We start from the raw sequence: 17292 nt of genomic DNA on the forward strand, positions 1-17292 counted from the left end.
GCACCAATCTGAGCACGAAACGCGCGGTTTCAAGGCAGCGGGAAGTAGCCGCGCAGTTTCTCCACCAGCTTGCGCATGAAGTCATGGCCCGCCTCGAACTGGGCCACCGTGATATACTCGTTGGGCTGATGCGCCTGGGCGATGTCGCCGGGACCGCAGATCACCGCCGAGTAACCGGCCTGCTGGAACTGGCCCGCCTCGGTGCCGTAGCTGACCACATGAGAGCCGTTGTCGCCGGTCACTCGGCGCACCAGCGCCTCAGCCTCGCCGTTCTGTTCCGGCACCAGTCCGGGCACGTCGAAGTGCTTGGACACATCAATGCGGGCCTCCGGATGGATGGCCTGCATTTCTGCCTCGACCTCGCGCACCTTGGCCAGATAGGCCGCCTCCCAATCGCTGGCATGCTCGCCCGGCACTACCCGGAAATCCATCAGAAAGCGGCAGTCCTTGGCGGTGATGTTGTGGGCGGTGCCGCCCTCGATCATGCCGACGTGGCAGGTGGTCCAGGGCGGAGTGAACATCGCCTGCATCTCACCCGGCTCCCTGGCCATGTTCGCGGCGTTCTGCTGGTTGGCCCAGTCGATCAGTTTCGCACCCTGCATAATGGCGCTGACACCGGTGTGCATGAGTGAAGAGTGCACCTCAAAGCCCACCAGATGGGTGTCGTAGCCGGTGCCGCCCTTGTGGCCGGTGACGGCTTGCATCATCGAAGGCTCGCCCACGATCACCGCCGAGCCCTTGGGCAGCACTTTCTGCATCGCTTCGATCATCGGCGGGGCGCCGGTGCAGCCGATCTCCTCGTCAAAGCTCAGCGCCAGTTGCAGCGGGCGTGTGACACCCTGAGTGTGCGCCTCCACCAGTGCCCAAATCGCCACTGCATCAAAGCCCTTCATGTCGCAGGTGCCGCGGCCGAAGTATTTGCCGTCCTTCTCCACCACGGTGAAGGGATCAGTCTCCCAAGGCTGGCCGTCGACCGGCACCACATCAGTATGGCCCGACAGCACCACGGCGCCCTCTTCCCACGGGCCAACATGGGCAAAGACGGCGGCCTTGTGGGGCTGATCCGGGTCTGTCCAGCGGTGGCTTTCGATGCCGTGGGACGACAGATAGTCCTGCACCCAATCGACCAGCGGCAGGTTGGTGTCGCGGCTCACCGTCGGGAAGGAGACCAGCTGCGCCATGATCTCCAGCGGGGTCAGTTTTTCCGCCATGCTCAGTAGCCGCTGTCAGTGGTCAGCACGAAATGGCCGGGTTCCAGTTCCAGATACTCCGACGGCTCCGGCTGATAGCCGACCTCGTGGATCGGCGACGGGATCGGTTTGAAGTTCAGTTCCTTCTCAGACTTGCGCTGGCGCGGATCGGCGATCGGGACCGCCTTCATCAGCGCCTGGGTATAGGCGTGCAGCGGGTTTTCAAACACGCGCTCGCGCGGGCCGATTTCGACGATGCGGCCCAGGTACATGACGCCGACCTGATGGGAGACCCGTTCGACCACCGCCATGTCGTGGCTGATGAACAGGAACGACAGCCCCAGTTCCGCCTGCAGCTCCATCATCAGATTGAGGACCTGCGCCTGCACCGAGACGTCGAGTGCGGAGACAGCCTCGTCCGCGACAATGAGCTTGGGGTTCAGAGCCAGCGCGCGGGCGATGGCGATCCGCTGGCGCTGGCCGCCGGACATCTCATGCGGGTAGCGGCGCATGAAGCTGCGCGGCAGATGGACGCGGTCAAACAGGCTGGCAACCCGGTCGTGCAACTCGGAGCCGGAGGCGAGGCCATAGTTCCGGATCGGTTCCGCCACCTGGTCGATCAGCTGCATCTGCGGATTGAGGGAGGCAAAGGGATCCTGGAAGATCATTTGCATGTCCTGGCGCGCCTTGTGCATCTGGGACGGGCTGAACTGCAGCACATCGCGGCCTTCGAAGTTCACTTGGCCGGATTGCGGCTCCACCAGGCGCAGGATCGAGCGGCCGGCAGAGGATTTGCCACAGCCGGATTCGCCGACCAGCGACAGGGTCTGGCCCTTGAACACCTTGAAAGACACATCCTCCACCGCGTGCACGTTGGAAATGGTGCGGCGCAGCAGGCCGCCCTTGACCGGAAAGCGCGTTGTCAGGTGCTTTACATCCAGCAGCACCTCGTCGGTGCCCTTGATCGGCTCGATCTTCTGGTTCTCGACGCCCATCAGCTTCATCGGTTCGGGGTAATGCTTGCCGCGCATCTCGCCCAGTTTCGGAACCGCCGCCAGCAGCGCCTTGGTGTAGTCATGCTTGGGGTTTTCGAAAATCTCCTCGACGGTGCCTTCCTCAACCTTGTTGCCGCGGAACATGACGACGACGCGGTCGGCCATTTGGGCCACCACCGCCATGTCATGGGTGATGAACATCACCGCGGTGCCGGTCTCGCGCTTCAGCCGGTCCATCAGCGCCAGGATTTCCGCCTGAATGGTCACGTCGAGCGCAGTGGTGGGCTCGTCCGCGATCAGCAGCCGCGGCTCGCAGGCCATCGCCATGGCGATTACCACCCGCTGGCGCATGCCGCCCGAGAGTTCATGCGGATACTGCTTCAGGCGGCGTTCCGGTTCCGGGATGCGGACCTGGCGCAAGAGCTCCAGCGCCCGTTCCTCTGCCTGGGACTGCGACATCTTCTTGTGGATGCGCAGGCCCTCGGTCAGCTGGCGGCCGACGGTGAACACCGGGTTGAGCGCGGTCATCGGCTCCTGGAAGATCATGCCGATCTCGTTGCCGCGAATCTGCTTCATCATCTCCTGTTCGGAGGTGGCAAGGTTGGTATCGCCGCCCTCGCGGCGGTTGAACAGCAGCTCGCCGCCGGCGATCTCGCCGCCGCCAAACTCCACCAGCCGCATCAGCGACAGCGAGGACACCGACTTGCCGGAGCCGGATTCGCCAACGATACAAACGGTTTCGCCGGGGCTCACGTCAAAGGAGACATCCTCCACCCCGACCACGGGGCCGTCCTTGGTCTGAAACTCCACCCGCAGATTTCTGATGGATGCAATGGCGTTGTCCAGCATGACGGCTCCCTGTTTTTCTTGCCTGGCCCGCCTGAAAAGACGGCCTCAGGTTCCGGAGTTAACTCTACTTTGCACAAAAATGCTCATGCAAATAATGCATGGCCCCTTCGAAATTGGAATTTGCAATTTCCCGGCAAAAGCGTTTCGATACCCCTGTGGTTGCCTGCAGGCTGTCACGTGCCGGTGCGTCCGGCAAGGTGTTAAGAGGTTATAGTCTCAAGGTTTTCCCTTTGCTTGCAGGCCCAGAGCTACACTTCCGCAGCAATGCGGCAACCCTCCGGGCCTGATCGGGCCCGGGCAACAAAAAGACACGAAACGTGTCCGACAAGGAGTGTGTGATGAAATTGAAATCCCTATTGATGGGTGCCGTTGCCGCGGTCTCTCTGGCACCTGCAGCCTTTGCTGAGCGCGGGTCCGACGGCCAGGTCAACATCATTTACTGGCAGGCGCCGTCGATCCTGAACCCGTTCCTGTCGAGCGGCACCAAGGATGTGCAATCGGCCTCGCTGGTGATCGAGCCGCTGGCGCGCTATGACCCGCAGGGCAACATGATCCCCTATCTGGCGTCGGAAATCCCGACCGTGGAAAACGGCGGCGTCAGCGAAGACCTGACCTCGATCACCTGGAAAGTTGCACCGGGCATCAAATGGTCCGACGGCACCGACTTCACCGCCCATGACGTGAAGTTCACCGCCGACTACTGCATGCATCCCGAAGGCGGCTGTGCCCAGCTGACCAAGTTCCAGGGTGTCACCAATGTTGAGGTCGTGGACGATCTGACCGTCAAGGTCACCTTCGACAAGCCGACCCCCTTCCCCTACGGCCCGTTTGTCGGCGGCGAGAGCCCGATCCTGCAGAAGGCCCAGTTCGAGAACTGCATGGGCGCCAAGGCGCCGGAGTGCACTGAGGCCAACTTTGGCCCGATCGGCACAGGCCCGTTTGTGGTGGATGAGTTCAAGCCGAACGACGTGATCACCATGTCCGCCAACCAGAACTACCGCGACCCGGCCAAGCCGGCGTTTGCCAAGGTGCTGTTCAAGGGCGGCGGGGATGCAACCGCGGCTGGCCGCGCAGTGATGGAGACCGGCGAGTTCGACTATGCCTGGAACCTGCAGCTGGCGCCGGAAGTGATTGCGCAGATGGAAGCAGGCGGCAAAGGCAAGCCGGTTGCGGGCTTCGGTTCGCTGGTTGAACGCATCATGCTGAATCAGACCGACCCGTCGCCGGAGCTGCCGGAAGGCGAGCGCGCCACCGCCAAGCATCCGCACCCGTTCCTGAAGGACCCGGCGGTCTACAAGGCGATGTCGATGGCCATCGACCGTCCGCTGCTGGTGGAAATCGGTTACGGCAAGGCCGGCAAGGTCAGCTGCAACTGGGTGCCTGCGCCTGCGGCATTTGCCTCTGACACCTTCCAGTGCGACACGCAGGACATCGAAGGTGCCAAGGCAATGCTGGAAGAGGCAGGCTACAAGGACACCAATGGCGACGGCGTGCGGGAGACCCCGGACGGCAAGCCGATGAAGATCCTGTACCAGACCTCGACCAACGCTGTCCGCCAGGATTTCCAGGCGCTGATCAAAGAGTGGTGGAGCCAGATCGGCATCGAGACCGAGCTGCGCAACGTGAACGCCTCCGTCTTCTTTGGCGGCGACCCGGGCTCGCCCGACACCTTCCAACGCTTCTATGCTGACGTTGAAATGTACGCCAACAACTTCGACGGCACCGACCCGCAGTCCTACCTGGGCAACGGTCTGTGCGACAAGGCGCCGAAGCCGGAATCCCAGTGGCAGGGTGAGAACATCTCGCGCTTCTGCAACGAGGAGTTCGACCAGCTGCATGCCGAGCTGAGCAAGACCGCCGGTCTGGAAGCGCGCGCCGAGATCGGCCGCCGCCTGAACGACATCATGGTCGAAAACGGCGGTATGATCCCGCTGGTTCACCGCGGCCGCCTGTCGGCGCATTCCAACACCCTGGGCGGTGTCGACCTGAACGTCTGGGACAGCGAGCTGTGGAACGCAGCTGACTGGTACCGCATCAAGTAAGCTCGGGCTTGCTTCCCGGGGCCCCGGCAGATGCCGGGGCCTCTTGCCATCTGCCAGAGCTGCCGTGCAGCGCTGCGCGAGGCTGGACGCGGGGCCTTCTCCCCGCCTGTTCCGAATTCAATACAAGTTGCAAAGGCGCTTAGCAGATGCTGACCTTTACAATCCGGCGGCTGATCCTGGCAGTTCCGACACTGCTGTTCATCAGCCTCGTGATCTTCCTGCTCCTGGAGCTCGCCCCCGGCGACCCGATGGCGCAGGTTCCCCTGACCGTCCCCGCCGAAGTCAAAGAAAAGATGCGCCTGGCCCTGGGCCTGGGCGAGCCGATGCATATCCGGTTCTGGAAATGGCTGGTGCAGTTCTTCTGGATCGAGCCGCAGGTGCTGATCGACAATATCTTCGGTACCAGCCTCGCCGAAGGGCAGCTGCGGGTGATCTCCTGGCAGACCCGCTCGCCGGTGATGGACATCGTGGTCCAGCGTATCCCGCAGACCCTGTGGGTGGTTGGCACTGCCTATGTGGTTGCGATCCTGATCGCGCTGCCGATCGGCATCTACTCCGCCTACCGCCAGTACAGCTGGTTCGACCAGATGGGCACCTTCGTGTCGATGGTCGGCTTCTCGGTGCCGCCGTTCTTCTCGGGCGTGCTGGTCATCGTGATTTTCTCGGTGCAGCTGGGCTGGTTCCCGTCGATCTATGACACCACCCATGTGGTCGACAGCTGGGACAGCTTTGTCTACCAGCTGAAGCAGATGATCATGCCTGTGATGGTGCTGGCGTTGCAGATCACCGCGCAGCTAAGCCGCTTCATGCGCGCCTCGATGCTGGACAACCTCAATCAGGATTATGTCCGCACCGCCCGCGCCAAGGGCCTCAGCGAATATGTGGTGGTGATGGTTCACGTCCTGCGCAATTCGATGATCCCGGTGGTCACGGTGATTGCGCTGGGGATCCCGTCGATCTTTGGCGGCGCCATCATCACCGAGCAGGTGTTCAAGGTGAACGGCATCGGCCAGCTGCTGATCGGCGCCATCCAGGCCAACGATCTGCCGATGGTGCAGACGCTCACTTTCATCTTTGCGGTGCTGATCGTGCTGTTCAACCTGATCGCCGACGTGCTGTACGGCATTCTTGACCCGAGGATCCGCTATGACTGACAAGGAACGCTTTGTGCCGGATGAAGGCATGGCTCCGGCCTCGACCGCGGTTCCGGCCGCCGGGCAGATGGAAGAGCTGCACCAGCCGCCGCGCAGCCAGTGGCTGGACGTCTGGGACCAGTTCAAGTCCCACCGCGGCGCGCTGATGGGCGGGGCGCTGTTCCTGCTGATCATCCTGGCGGTCTATGCCGGTCCGCTGGTGTGGGACCTTGAGGCCACCCAGATCGACATCCGCGCCCGCAATCAGGGCCCGAGCTGGGCGCATCCCTTCGGCACCGACCAGCTGGGCCGCGACATGCTGGCCCGGATGATGGCAGGCGGGGCAACCTCGGTCTCAGTCGGGCTGACGGCGATGCTGCTGGCGCTGTTCCTAGGCTCCTTCATCGGGGTGATGGCCGGTTTCTTCAAGAAACTGGACGGACCGCTGATGCGCCTGACCGACCTGTTCCTGGCGTTGCCGCTGCTGCCGCTGCTCTTGGTCATGATGCTGCTGTTCCGTGAGCCGCTGAACGCCGCCTTCGGGCCGGAACAGGGGATTTTCATCCTGATCGTGATCTCAATCGGAGTGACCAGCTGGATGCCCACCGCACGGATTGTGCGCGGCGATGTGCTGGCGCTGAAAGAGCGCGAGTTCGTGATGGCGGCGCGCTCCATCGGCACCACCAACAGCGGGCTGATCACACGGCACATCCTGCCCAACGTGCTGTCGCCGATCATGGTCTCGGCCACCCTGGGCATTGCCACCGCGATCATCACCGAGTCGTCCTTGTCGTTCCTCGGTCTCGGCTTCCCGCCGGACTTCCCGACCTGGGGACGGCTGCTGTTTGATGCCACCGACTACCTGCAGCAGTATCCTGAGCGGGTGTTCTGGCCCGGCATGGCGATCTCGCTGACGGTGCTGAGCGTGAACTACCTGGGCGATGGTCTGCGCGACGCGCTGGACCCGCGGATCCGGGGCCGTTGAACAGACACGTAGAAAGGCAAAGGGCCGTCCCATCGGGCGGCCCTTTTCTTTTGCGCGGATGCAGCAGCGCTTAGTGCAGCTTCTTGCGGATCCGCTGGATGCCAAGCCACACCAGGCCAATGACCGGCAGGGTAACAGCTGCGATCAGCACCTTCTTGGTCAGCCCGTAGCGTTCGGCCAGCGGCAGCAGGAAGTCGGAAACCAGCGACACCGCGTAATAGCTGACTGCCACCACTGACAATCCCTCGACCGTGTGCTGCAGGCGCAGGGCAATGTCGGCGCGGCGGTCCATGCTGGCAAGCAGCGCCTGGTTCTGGGCGGAGCGTTCCACATCCACCCGGGTCCTGAGCAGCTCCCCTGCCCGGCGTGCCCGGCTGGCCAGTGTGTCCAGCCGTTTCTCGGTGGAATTCACCGTCCGCATCGCAGGATCAAACCGTCGCAGCATGAACTCAGCAAAGGTCTGGAACCCCTCGTGGCGTTCTTCCCGCAGCAGGCTGATGCGCTGGCTGACCAGCGCGTCATAAGCGCCGGTCGCCCCGAAGCGGAAGGCGGATTGCGCCGCCATCGCCTCCAGCTCAGCCGAAACTGCCAGCAGCTGGGTCAGGATTTCCTCAGCAGGCTTGGTGCCGCTTGTCATCTCCGCCATCATCTCGCTGAGACGGCTGTCCAGTTTGCCGATCACCGGCGACAGGCCGCGGGCGCGGGAAAAGCCCAGCATCGACATCGCCCGGTAGGTCTCGATCTCGCAGAGCCGCTGAACGATCCGGCCCACCCGCTGGGCGCCGGTATCGGTGTTTGGGAAGATGGCAAAGCGCACATGGCCCGCCGGGTCGATGCGGAAATCACCGGCCACCACCGCGCTGTCGTCCAGCACCTGCGAAGCGGTCAGGCTTTCCGGCACGAACCAGTCGTGCATGGTGGTTTTCAGCACCGCCGGCGCGGCGCGCGGCACCACCCGGATCAGCGCCGAGGTGATCCGCTGGCCCGGCGCCTCTGCCAGCCAGTCGACCGGGAAGACATCAAAATCCGCGGGGTCGAAGGCACGCGTGCTGACGCCGTCGCTGTAGACGGTGTAGCTGACAAACTCAGTGTGCTGCTCCCACTTCAGCATGTGCCGCCCGATCTGGGCGGTATGGTGGGTCGCCCCCGGTTTGGGATGCGGCGCGCCGTGGCGGTCCAGCAGCTGGATCAGGTGCTGCATGTCCTGCATCCGGTCGCGGTGCACGGCCTCTTGCGGCTGTTTCACAGCCAGGTAGACCACCGTGCAAGGGCTGGTCATGGTCGGGAACGGGCGGGCGTGCAGCTCATTGGTCAGCTGGTAGCGCAGCGGGTGATCCTGGATCGGCGGCATTCTTGGTCTCCGGGGCAATGCCGCGGACCATACTGCAGCCGGGAAAACATGTACAGAAATGTTTTATTTCAACACGTTAGCTGAATGCAACGGTATACACAAGCACCATCTGGGGGCGCTGCCCCCGGCCTGCGGCCTCCCCCGGGGTACTTGGGACAAGGAAGAAGCGGCAAAGGAAAAGGCGCCCCGGATGGAGCGCCTTTTCTGTTGGTTTGATGTCCTGTTTACTGAACCAGGCCCAGCAGCGTGTCGAGACTGGCCTTTGCATCGCCATAGAACATGCGGGTGTTTTCCTTGAAGAACAGGGGGTTCTCGATGCCGGAGTAGCCGGTGCCCTGGCCGCGTTTGGAGACAAACACCTGTTTCGCCTTCCAGCACTCCAGGACCGGCATGCCCGCGATCGGCGAGTTAGGGTCTTCCTGGGCGGCCGGGTTGACGATGTCGTTGGAGCCGATGACGATGGCCACGTCGGTGTCCGGGAAGTCCTCGTTGATCTCGTCCATTTCCAAGACGATGTCGTAAGGCACTTTGGCCTCGGCCAGCAGCACGTTCATGTGGCCCGGCAGGCGGCCTGCAACCGGGTGGATCGCAAAGCGCACCTCTTTGCCCTTGGCCCGCAGGCGGCGGGTCAGCTCAGCCACGTTCTGCTGCGCCTGGGCCACCGCCATGCCGTAGCCGGGGATGATGATGACGCTGTCGGCCTCATCCAGCGCGGTGGCAACGCCGTCGGCGTCGATGGCGATCTGCTCGCCTTCCACTTCCATCGCGGGACCGGTGGTGCCGCCGAAGCCGCCCAGGATCACGCTGACGAAGGAGCGGTTCATCGCCTTGCACATGATGTAGGAGAGGATCGCACCGGAGGAGCCCACCAGCGCGCCGACCACGATCAGCAGGTCGTTGCCCAGCGAGAAGCCGATCGCCGCCGCGGCCCAGCCGGAGTAGCTGTTCAGCATCGAGACCACCACCGGCATGTCGGCGCCGCCGATGCCCATGATCAGGTGGTAGCCGATGAACAGCGCCGCCAGGGTCATCAGGAACAGCGGCAGGAAGCCGCCGGAGCTGAAGTACCAGATCAGGCAGAGGAAGGAGAGGCCCGCCGCGCCCGCGTTCAGCATATGGCCGCCCGGCAGCTTGGTGGCAGCCGAGGTGACCTTGCCCGCCAGCTTGCCAAAGGCGATGACCGAGCCGGTGAAGGTGATGGCGCCGATGAAGATGCCGAGGAACAGCTCAACCCGCAGGAAGGAGATCTCTGCCGGGGTCTTCTTGGCAATCAGCTTGGCAAAGGTGCCGAGGTCTTCGGTGCTGCCCGCGGCCACGGCGGCCGCCACATTGCCGATCTCAAAATGGGCGATGAAGCCCACAAAGACCGCAGCCAGACCGACCAGCGAGTGCATCGCGGCAACCAGCTGCGGCATCTCGGTCATCTGGACCTTCTTGGCGACATAGGTGCCGATGATGCCGCCGCCCGCGATCAGCAGGATCGACAGCAGCCACAGGCCGGAACCGGGGCCGATCAGGGTGGCGAAAACCGCCAGCCCCATGCCGGCAATGCCGTACCAGACCGCGCGCTTGGCGCTTTCCTGGTTCGACAGGCCGCCCAAGCTGAGGATGAAAAGAACAGCCGCAACGACATAGGCGGCGGTGGTGAAACCGTAATCCATTTGTTCGGCCCCTCTTTTAAGATTTCTGGAACATGGCGAGCATGCGCCGGGTGACGAGGAAGCCGCCGAAGATGTTGATCCCGGCCATGAAAACGCTGAGCGCCGCCAAGAGGATCACCAGGAAGCTGCCCGATCCGATCTGCATCAAGGCGCCCAGGATGATGATCGAGGAGATCGCGTTGGTCACAGCCATCAGCGGCGTGTGCAGCGAATGCGCAACGCCCCAGATCACCTGGAAGCCCACGAAACAGGCCAGCGCAAAGACGATGAAATGCTGCATGAAGCTGACCGGCGCGAACAGCCCGACCAGCAAGAGGAGCGCACCGCCGCCTGCCAGCAGGGTGACCTGGCTCTTGGTCTGCGCCTTGAAGGCCTCAACCTCCTTGGCGCGTTTTTCTTCCGGCGTCAGCTCCGGCACGGCCTCCTTGGGTTTGGCCGCAATGGCCTGCACCTTGGGCGGCGGCGGCGGGAAGGTGATCTCGCCCTCAAACGTGACGGTGGCGCCGCGGATCACGTCGTCTTCCATGTTGTGGTTGACCTGGCCGTCTTTCTCCGGCGTGAGGTCGGCCATCATGTGGCGGATGTTGGTGGCGTAAAGCGACGAGGACTGCGCCGCCATCCGGGACGGGAAATCGGTGTAGCCGATGATGGTGACGCCGTTGTCGGTCACGACCTTCTCATCCGCGACGGTCAGCTTGCAGTTGCCGCCCTTTTCCGCCGCCAGATCAACGATCACCGAACCCGGCTTCATTGCGGCAACCATATCCTCGGTCCACAGCTCCGGCGCTTCACGGTTGGGGATCAGCGCGGTGGTGATGACGATGTCCATCTCCGGCGCCAGCTCGCGGAACTTGGCGAGCTGCGCTTCGCGGAACTCCGGCGAGGAGACCGCCGCATAGCCGCCGGTGGCAGCGCCGTCCTGCTGCTCTTCCTCGAAGTCCAGATAGACAAACTCGGCCCCCATCGACTCGACCTGCTCAGCCACTTCAGGCCGCACGTCGAAGGCATAGGTCACCGCGCCCAAACTGGTCGAGGTGCCGATGGCGGCAAGCCCCGCCACCCCGGCGCCGACCACCAGAACCTTGGCAGGCGGCACCTTGCCTGCCGCGGTGATCTGGCCGGTGAAGAAGCGGCCGAAATTGTTGCCCGCCTCGATCACCGCGCGGTAGCCCGCGATATTGGCCATCGACGACAGCGCGTCCATCTTCTGCGCGCGCGAAATCCGCGGCACCATTTCCATGGCGATGACGTTGGCCTTCTTCGACTTGGCCAGCTCCATCCCCTCTTCATTCCCTGCCGGGTTGAAGAAGGAGATCAGCGTCTTGCCCTTGGTCAGCCGCTTCAGCTCGGTTGCATCCGGCTGGCGCACCTTGGCGACAATATCGCAGGCCTTCCACAGCGCTGCCGGGGTCTTGACGACCTCAACGCCTGCCGCCTCATAGGCCGCATCGGAAAAGCCCGCAGCGGCGCCCGCCCCGGCCTCAATCGCGCACTCATAGCCCAGCTTCTGCAGCTGCTTCGCCGAATCCGGCGTCATCGCAACCCGGTTTTCACCCGGGAATGTTTCTTTTGGTGTACCTATTTTCACCTTTTGGTTCCCCTCGTCTTGCCCGCGCCAGCAACGCCCGGGTTCGGATCACAATAATTCTCTCTACATTGCGCAATATTATTGCGCAAGGATTTTGCCGCATTGCCGCAAAGTTATGCCGCATCGCCGCATTGACGTCACACCCAGCGGCGCACTTTCTTCTCGTACCGGGCCCAGTCCGCCCGGAATTCGCGCCGCATCCGGTTTTCCTCCGGAATGACAAACCGCTTTTCCAGCAGCCACAGGAAGATGGGGATCAGTGGCAGCGACAGCACCGCATCGAACCACAGGATGAGCCCCGCCAGGATCAGCACATCGCCCAGGTAGATCGGGTTGCGGCTGCGGCTGAAGATGCCCGATTGCACCAGCCGGCTGGGCGTCCGGTGCGGGATCACGGTGGTTTTCTGGCGCCGCATTTCGGTGATTGCCAGCAGTGCCAGCACGATGCCGCCGCCCACAAGAATGCCTGCCAGAAACTCTGCCCAGGCCCCGCCGAAAGACAGGCCGAAGGCAAAACGGTCCGCTTGCAGCCAAGCCGCGGCAACAAAGACAGCCAGCCAGACCGGCGGCACATCCAGCCACCGCATCACGCTCTGCCCTCTTGCAGACATCTGTTTGAAACACCACGCATCGCGGGCAACCTTCCTTTAACCGGCCTGCTCGTCCAGCCCGCTTTGGCCGGGATTGAAAGAAAAGGACAATTTGCCCCACATGCCGCGAAAACGGCGAATCCGTTCCCGCTTGCGGCATGATCCTGCATAGTTTCGTCCGGATGCCTATGTATTTCTTCGTGTACTGTTTGGCATCCGCAGCCCGGTTGCCTGCGCGGCCGCCTCAGAAACACGTAATTCGTCCCCCAAAGCGGCCGTGACGGCACGACGGTCTTGCCAGATGGCCGCCCCACGATAGGCTGACCGGAAAACAGGGAGGCCGGATATCATGACTTTGCAAGGCAAACACGCGCTGGTGACCGGCGGCGGCACCGGGATCGGGCTGGCAATTGCCAGGGCCTTGGCGTCGGAGGGGGCGCAGGTCACCATTACCGGACGCAGGCAGGAAGTGCTGGAGGATGCTGCAACAGAAGGGCTGCATCCGCTGATAATGGACGTGCGCGACGAAGAGGATGTGGCGGCCAAAGTGAACGTGGCGGTGGAGGCCCGCGGCCCGGTCCAGATCTGCGTCGCCAATGCCGGCGTTGCCGAAGGCGCGGCGCTGCACAAGACCTCGATGGCGTTCTGGCGCAACATGATGGCCACCAATCTGGACGGTGCCTTCCTGACCATCCGCGAGTGCTTCACGTCAATGCGGCAGACCGATTGGGGGCGGGTTATTACCGTCTCATCTGTCGCGGGCCTGCGCGGGCTGAAGGGCGGCGCCTGCTACACCGCCAGCAAACACGGGCTGGTCGGGCTGACCCGCGCCCTCAGCGAGGATTACCTGGGCACACCCTTCACTTTCAACGCGCTGTGCCCCGGCTACGTGGACACCCCGATTGTGGAGCGCAACATCACCTCCATCGCCCAGCGCGCCGGTATGAGCGCGGTGGAGGCACTGGACGTGATGGTGAACGCCAATCGCCACAAGCGGCTGATCGAGCCGGAGGAAGTGGCCGCCGCCGCCCTGTGGCTCTGCGGTCCCGGGTCCGGGTCAGTGAACGGCCAGTGCATCGAAATCTCGGGCGGGCAGATGTGATGGACCGCAAGGATTTCAATGAGTTCTGCGCCACCTTTCCAGCAGCCGAACATGTGGTTCAATGGGGCAACGCAGACGTCTGGAAGGCGGGCGGCAAGCTGTTCGCCGTCTGCGGCTGGGCCGATGGCAGGGATGCCTTCACCTTCAAGGCCGGCGACATCGCCTATGAGGTGCTGCAAGAGCGCCCCGGCGTCCGTCCGGCCCCTTACTTGGCATCGCGGGGGATGAAGTGGCTGCAGCAGTATGATGAAAACGGGCTGACCGATACGGAGCTGAAGGAGCAGATCACCCTGTCCTATCAGATGGTCACTGCGAAGCTGTCGAAGAAGAAGCGCGCCGAGTTCGGGATACCGGATCCGCAGCCGGCGGGCGGCTAGGCACTGGACAGAACGTCCAGGATAGGATAGCAAACCAAAAAAGCTTCAAGCTTAAAATACCCATCAGACGCGAGGCCCTCCATGACCGATTTTGCCGCAACCAAGGCGATGTTCGACCTGCCCGACGGGGTGATCTATCTGGATGGCAACTCGCTCGGCCCCCTGCCCCGCGCTGCCAAGGACCGGGTCGCGGCGATGATGCAGGACGAATGGGGCCAGATGCTGATTACCGGCTGGAATATGGCCGGCTGGATGGACAAGCCCAAGGCGCTGGGAGACCGGATCGGGCGGCTGATCGGGGCGGAGCCGGGCCATGTGGTGATGGGCGACACGCTGTCGATCAAGGTTTACCAGGCCGTTGCCTCGGCGCTGGAGCTGAACCCGGGGCGCAAGGTGGTGCTGTCGGACAACGGCAACTTCCCAACCGACCTCTATATGGCCAGCGGGCTGCTGAAGTCGCTGGGGCCGGACTATGAGCTGCGGGTGGTGGACCCGGAAGCGGTTGAAGACGCCATCACCGATGAGATCGCGGTACTGATGATCACCGAGGTGGATTACCGCACCGGCCGCAAGCACGACATGAAGGCGCTTACCGAAAAGGCCCACGCCCTTGGCGTTCTGACGGTCTGGGATCTGGCCCATTCTGCTGGCGCGGTGCCGGTGGATCTGGCCGGGTGCAAGGCGGATTTCGCCGTTGGCTGCACCTACAAGTATCTGAATGGCGGCCCCGGCGCGCCGGCCTTCATCTATGTCTCGCCGCGCTACGCGGAGACCGCCCGCCCGGCGCTGTCGGGCTGGCTGGGGCATGAGGCACCCTTTGCTTTCGACCTCGACTACCGCCCCGGCAGCGGCATCGACCGGATGCGCGTCGGCACCCCGCCGATCCTGCAGCTGACCGCGCTGGAGGCCGCAATGGATATCTGGGACATGGCGGATATGGACGCGGTGCGCGCCAAGTCCATTGAGCTGTGCGACCTGTTCATTGCCCTGGTTGAGGAAAGCTGCCCGCAGCTGGAGCTCGCCTCCCCCCGCGACCCGGCGTTCCGTGGCAGCCAGGTGTCGTTCAAGTTCGACGAAGGCTATGCTGCGATGCAGGCGCTGATCGCCCGCGGCGTGATCGGCGATTTCCGGGCGCCGGATATCATGCGGTTCGGCTTCACCCCGCTGTATATCGACGAGGGTGACGTGCGCACGGCGGCTGAGATCATCACGGATGTCATGACCAACGCCCTGTGGGACCGGCCGGAATACATGGTCCGCCACGCGGTCACCTGATGCGCCTGCGCCGCGCATACCATCTGCCGCTCTGCCGCCCGGCGGGCTGGGTCGCGCTGTGGCGCCGCCTGGCCCAATGCGGCACCCTGAACCGGAGGACGCATTCCTTTCCCTGACTTATACTGCATTTAGGAAAAGGAATAATCCGATGACACAACCCTATGATCCCGCCGAAGACGGCGCCCAGATGTCCTTTGACGGGCGCATGTCCTATGGCGATTACCTGTCGCTCGACATGCTGCTGAACGCGCAGAAAACATGGACCAATACCCATGACGAAATGCTGTTCATCATTCAGCACCAGACGTCAGAACTGTGGATGCGGCTGGCCATTCACGAGCTGAGCGCCGCCCGCGAGCGGCTGCTGGGCGGTCAGGCGCGGCAGGCGTTCAAGATGCTGGCGCGGGTGGCGCGCATCTTCGAGCAGCTCAATTCCGCCTGGGATGTTCTGCGCACCATGACACCCTCGGACTATACTGCGTTCCGGGATGAGCTGGGCCAAAGCTCCGGCTTTCAGTCCCATCAATACCGGCAGATCGAATTCATGCTCGGCAACCGCAACAAGGCGATGCTGCGCCCGCACGCCCACCGCCCGGACATTCTGGCGCTGCTGGAGGCGGAACTGAAACAGCCGTCGCTATACGATGTGGCGCTGAAGGCGCTGGCGCAGAGCTTTGCGCTGCCGGATGAGGTGGTGAACCGGGATGTGTCGGAGGCCTATCAGCCGCATGAAGCGGTGCAGGCCGCCTGGACCGAGGTCTACCGCGACACCGAAACCCATTGGGAGCTCTATGAGCTGGCCGAAAAACTGGTGGATTTCGAGGACTACTTCCGCCGTTGGCGTTTCAACCATGTGACCACGGTGGAGCGCGTCATCGGCTTCAAGCGCGGCACCGGCGGCACTGGCGGCGTCAGCTATCTGAAACGGATGCTGGAGGTGGAGCTGTTCCCCGAGCTGTGGCACCTGCGCACCGAGCTTTGAAACTTCGGCGGGTCGGATACTCCGGCCCGCCTCACCGCGGCGTCAGCCCCGCCCCGGCAAGGGCCGCCAGCTGGCGCACCCCGTCCTGGTAAGCCTCGTAATCCGCGGCAGTTTGCTTGATCCCCTTCAATGAGGCGCAGAGGGTCCGGGCAATCACCGACGCCTCACCGCTCAGCGCGGCCTCTCCCGCCCCGGCCTGCTGCTCCAGCCAAGCGGCGTAATGCGCGCAGAGGGCAGCCTCGCCATCTTCGATTTCCGCACCGGCCACATGTTTGGTGACCTCGAACAGCTCCATCCCGTGCGGCGAGGCCATCATCTGCTCAACCGCTTCGCCGCCCTGGGCCTGAAAGGCCGCCAGCAGCCGCTCCGGCAGCGGCCCCGGTTCCGCCAGCGCCGCCCGCACCCCGGCAGCCGCGTTGCCGTAATAGGCGGCCACCAGCGCCCGGAAAATCGCGTCCTTGTTCTTGAAATGCAGATACAGCGCAGGCCGAGACATGCCCGCGCCCTTGGCGATGTCATCCATCGAGGTCTTGCGGAATCCGTAAGTTGAGAACGCCATCCAGGCGGCCTCAAGGATTGCCTGCTGTTTCGGATCAATGCCTGCCATGTTCATGTTTCCGCTTCTGACATTGTTTGTTAAAAATGTCAATTGACACCCTGACAAAACTAGTTATTTTTGTCAGAAGCACAGCAACGGAGTCCCGCCATGCCAACAGACCTGCGCATCAATGGAAAAACCCATCAGGTGAATCTGCCTGATGATGTGCCCCTCCTCTGGGTTCTGCGGGATGAGGTCGGCCTCACCGGCACCAAGTTCGGCTGCGGCGTGGCTGCCTGCGGCGCCTGCACCGTCCATATCGACGGCGAGGCGGTGCGCTCCTGCCAGGTGGCGCTTTCGGATGTCTGGGGCGAGGTGACAACGATCGAGGGCCTTGGCACGCCGGACGCCATGGCGGCAATCCAGCAGGCCTGGGTGGAGCATCAGGTAGCCCAGTGCGGCTATTGCCAGTCCGGCCAGATCATGCAGGCGGCGAGCCTGCTGGCAGAGAACCCGGCCCCCTCGGACGCGGAGATTGACGAGGCGATGCAGGGCAACCTGTGCCGCTGCGGCACCTACCCGCGCATCCGCGCAGCCATCCATTCTGCCGCCCAGAAGATGCAGGAGGCGTAAC

At 63.3% G+C, this 17292-nt stretch carries 15 protein-coding genes; 8 read left to right on the top strand and 7 right to left on the bottom strand.

Annotation, left to right across the window (positions count from 1 at the left end):
• Window positions 1-29: 29 nt before the first annotated feature.
• Entirely contained in the window at window positions 30-1211 is a 1182-nt protein-coding gene (gene argE, locus GC1_RS13230) for an acetylornithine deacetylase (RefSeq protein WP_019296020.1), read from the bottom strand.
• A gap of 2 nt (window positions 1212-1213) precedes the next feature.
• Window positions 1214-3034, bottom strand: a complete 1821-nt coding sequence (locus GC1_RS13235; protein ID WP_019296021.1) for an ABC transporter ATP-binding protein — start codon at window positions 3032-3034, stop codon at window positions 1214-1216.
• A 338-nt stretch (window positions 3035-3372) separates the two neighbouring features.
• Between GC1_RS13235 and GC1_RS13240 the strand changes: the two genes are divergently transcribed.
• The 3 genes from GC1_RS13240 (at window position 3373) to GC1_RS13250 (ending at window position 7194) form a co-directional block, all read left to right on the top strand.
• Window positions 3373-5076, top strand: a complete 1704-nt coding sequence (locus GC1_RS13240) for a peptide ABC transporter substrate-binding protein (RefSeq protein ID WP_019296022.1) — start codon at window positions 3373-3375, stop codon at window positions 5074-5076.
• Window positions 5077-5222: 146 nt separating this feature from the next.
• Window positions 5223-6230, top strand: a complete 1008-nt coding sequence (locus GC1_RS13245; protein WP_019296023.1) for an ABC transporter permease — start codon at window positions 5223-5225, stop codon at window positions 6228-6230.
• Window positions 6223-7194: an ABC transporter permease gene (locus GC1_RS13250; RefSeq protein ID WP_019296024.1), complete on the top strand. Its 972-nt coding sequence runs from the start codon at window positions 6223-6225 to the stop codon at window positions 7192-7194. The genes GC1_RS13245 and GC1_RS13250 overlap by 8 nt, the downstream gene beginning before the upstream one ends.
• A 70-nt stretch (window positions 7195-7264) precedes the next feature.
• On the opposite strand, the gene GC1_RS13255 is transcribed toward GC1_RS13250, so the two are convergent.
• From GC1_RS13255 to GC1_RS13270, 4 genes are all read right to left on the bottom strand, one after another.
• Complete coding sequence (locus tag GC1_RS13255) at window positions 7265-8545, bottom strand: DUF3422 family protein (RefSeq protein WP_019296025.1); 1281 nt, start codon at window positions 8543-8545, stop codon at window positions 7265-7267.
• 224 nt (window positions 8546-8769) lie between these two features.
• Entirely contained in the window at window positions 8770-10206 is a 1437-nt protein-coding gene (locus GC1_RS13260) for an NAD(P)(+) transhydrogenase (Re/Si-specific) subunit beta (protein ID WP_039498667.1), read from the bottom strand.
• A gap of 16 nt (window positions 10207-10222) precedes the next feature.
• Window positions 10223-11794 (bottom strand): Re/Si-specific NAD(P)(+) transhydrogenase subunit alpha, encoded by a 1572-nt coding sequence (locus tag GC1_RS13265; protein ID WP_039498668.1) that lies wholly within the window; start codon window positions 11792-11794, stop codon window positions 10223-10225.
• 137 nt (window positions 11795-11931) lie between these two features.
• Window positions 11932-12381: a methyltransferase family protein gene (locus GC1_RS13270; protein WP_019296823.1), complete on the bottom strand. Its 450-nt coding sequence runs from the start codon at window positions 12379-12381 to the stop codon at window positions 11932-11934.
• Window positions 12382-12733: 352 nt separating this feature from the next.
• On the opposite strand from GC1_RS13270, the gene GC1_RS13275 reads away from it, so the two are divergent.
• From GC1_RS13275 to kynA, 4 genes are all read left to right on the top strand, one after another.
• On the top strand, window positions 12734-13486 hold the full coding sequence (locus tag GC1_RS13275; protein WP_019296824.1) for an SDR family NAD(P)-dependent oxidoreductase: 753 nt from the start codon (window positions 12734-12736) through the stop codon (window positions 13484-13486).
• A complete protein-coding gene (locus GC1_RS13280) occupies window positions 13486-13863 on the top strand; it encodes an MmcQ/YjbR family DNA-binding protein (protein WP_019296825.1) in 378 nt (125 codons plus the stop codon). The genes GC1_RS13275 and GC1_RS13280 overlap by 1 nt, the downstream gene beginning before the upstream one ends.
• Window positions 13864-13944: 81 nt before the next feature.
• Entirely contained in the window at window positions 13945-15138 is a 1194-nt protein-coding gene (gene kynU, locus GC1_RS13285; protein ID WP_019296826.1) for a kynureninase, read from the top strand.
• Between the two features lie 148 nt (window positions 15139-15286).
• Window positions 15287-16120, top strand: coding sequence for a tryptophan 2,3-dioxygenase (gene kynA / locus GC1_RS13290; protein ID WP_019296828.1), 834 nt, complete (start codon window positions 15287-15289; stop codon window positions 16118-16120).
• Between the two features lie 31 nt (window positions 16121-16151).
• Here the strand turns inward: kynA and GC1_RS13295 are convergent, their stop codons facing one another.
• Window positions 16152-16733: a TetR/AcrR family transcriptional regulator gene (locus GC1_RS13295; protein ID WP_019296829.1), complete on the bottom strand. Its 582-nt coding sequence runs from the start codon at window positions 16731-16733 to the stop codon at window positions 16152-16154.
• A gap of 93 nt (window positions 16734-16826) precedes the next feature.
• Here GC1_RS13295 and GC1_RS13300 point away from each other — a divergent pair, with 93 nt between their 5' ends.
• On the top strand, window positions 16827-17291 hold the full coding sequence (locus GC1_RS13300; RefSeq protein ID WP_019296830.1) for a (2Fe-2S)-binding protein: 465 nt from the start codon (window positions 16827-16829) through the stop codon (window positions 17289-17291).
• Window position 17292: the final 1 nt, after the last annotated feature.

This window comes from Leisingera sp. ANG1 (genome assembly GCF_000203975.2).
GTDB lineage: Bacteria > Pseudomonadota > Alphaproteobacteria > Rhodobacterales > Rhodobacteraceae > Leisingera.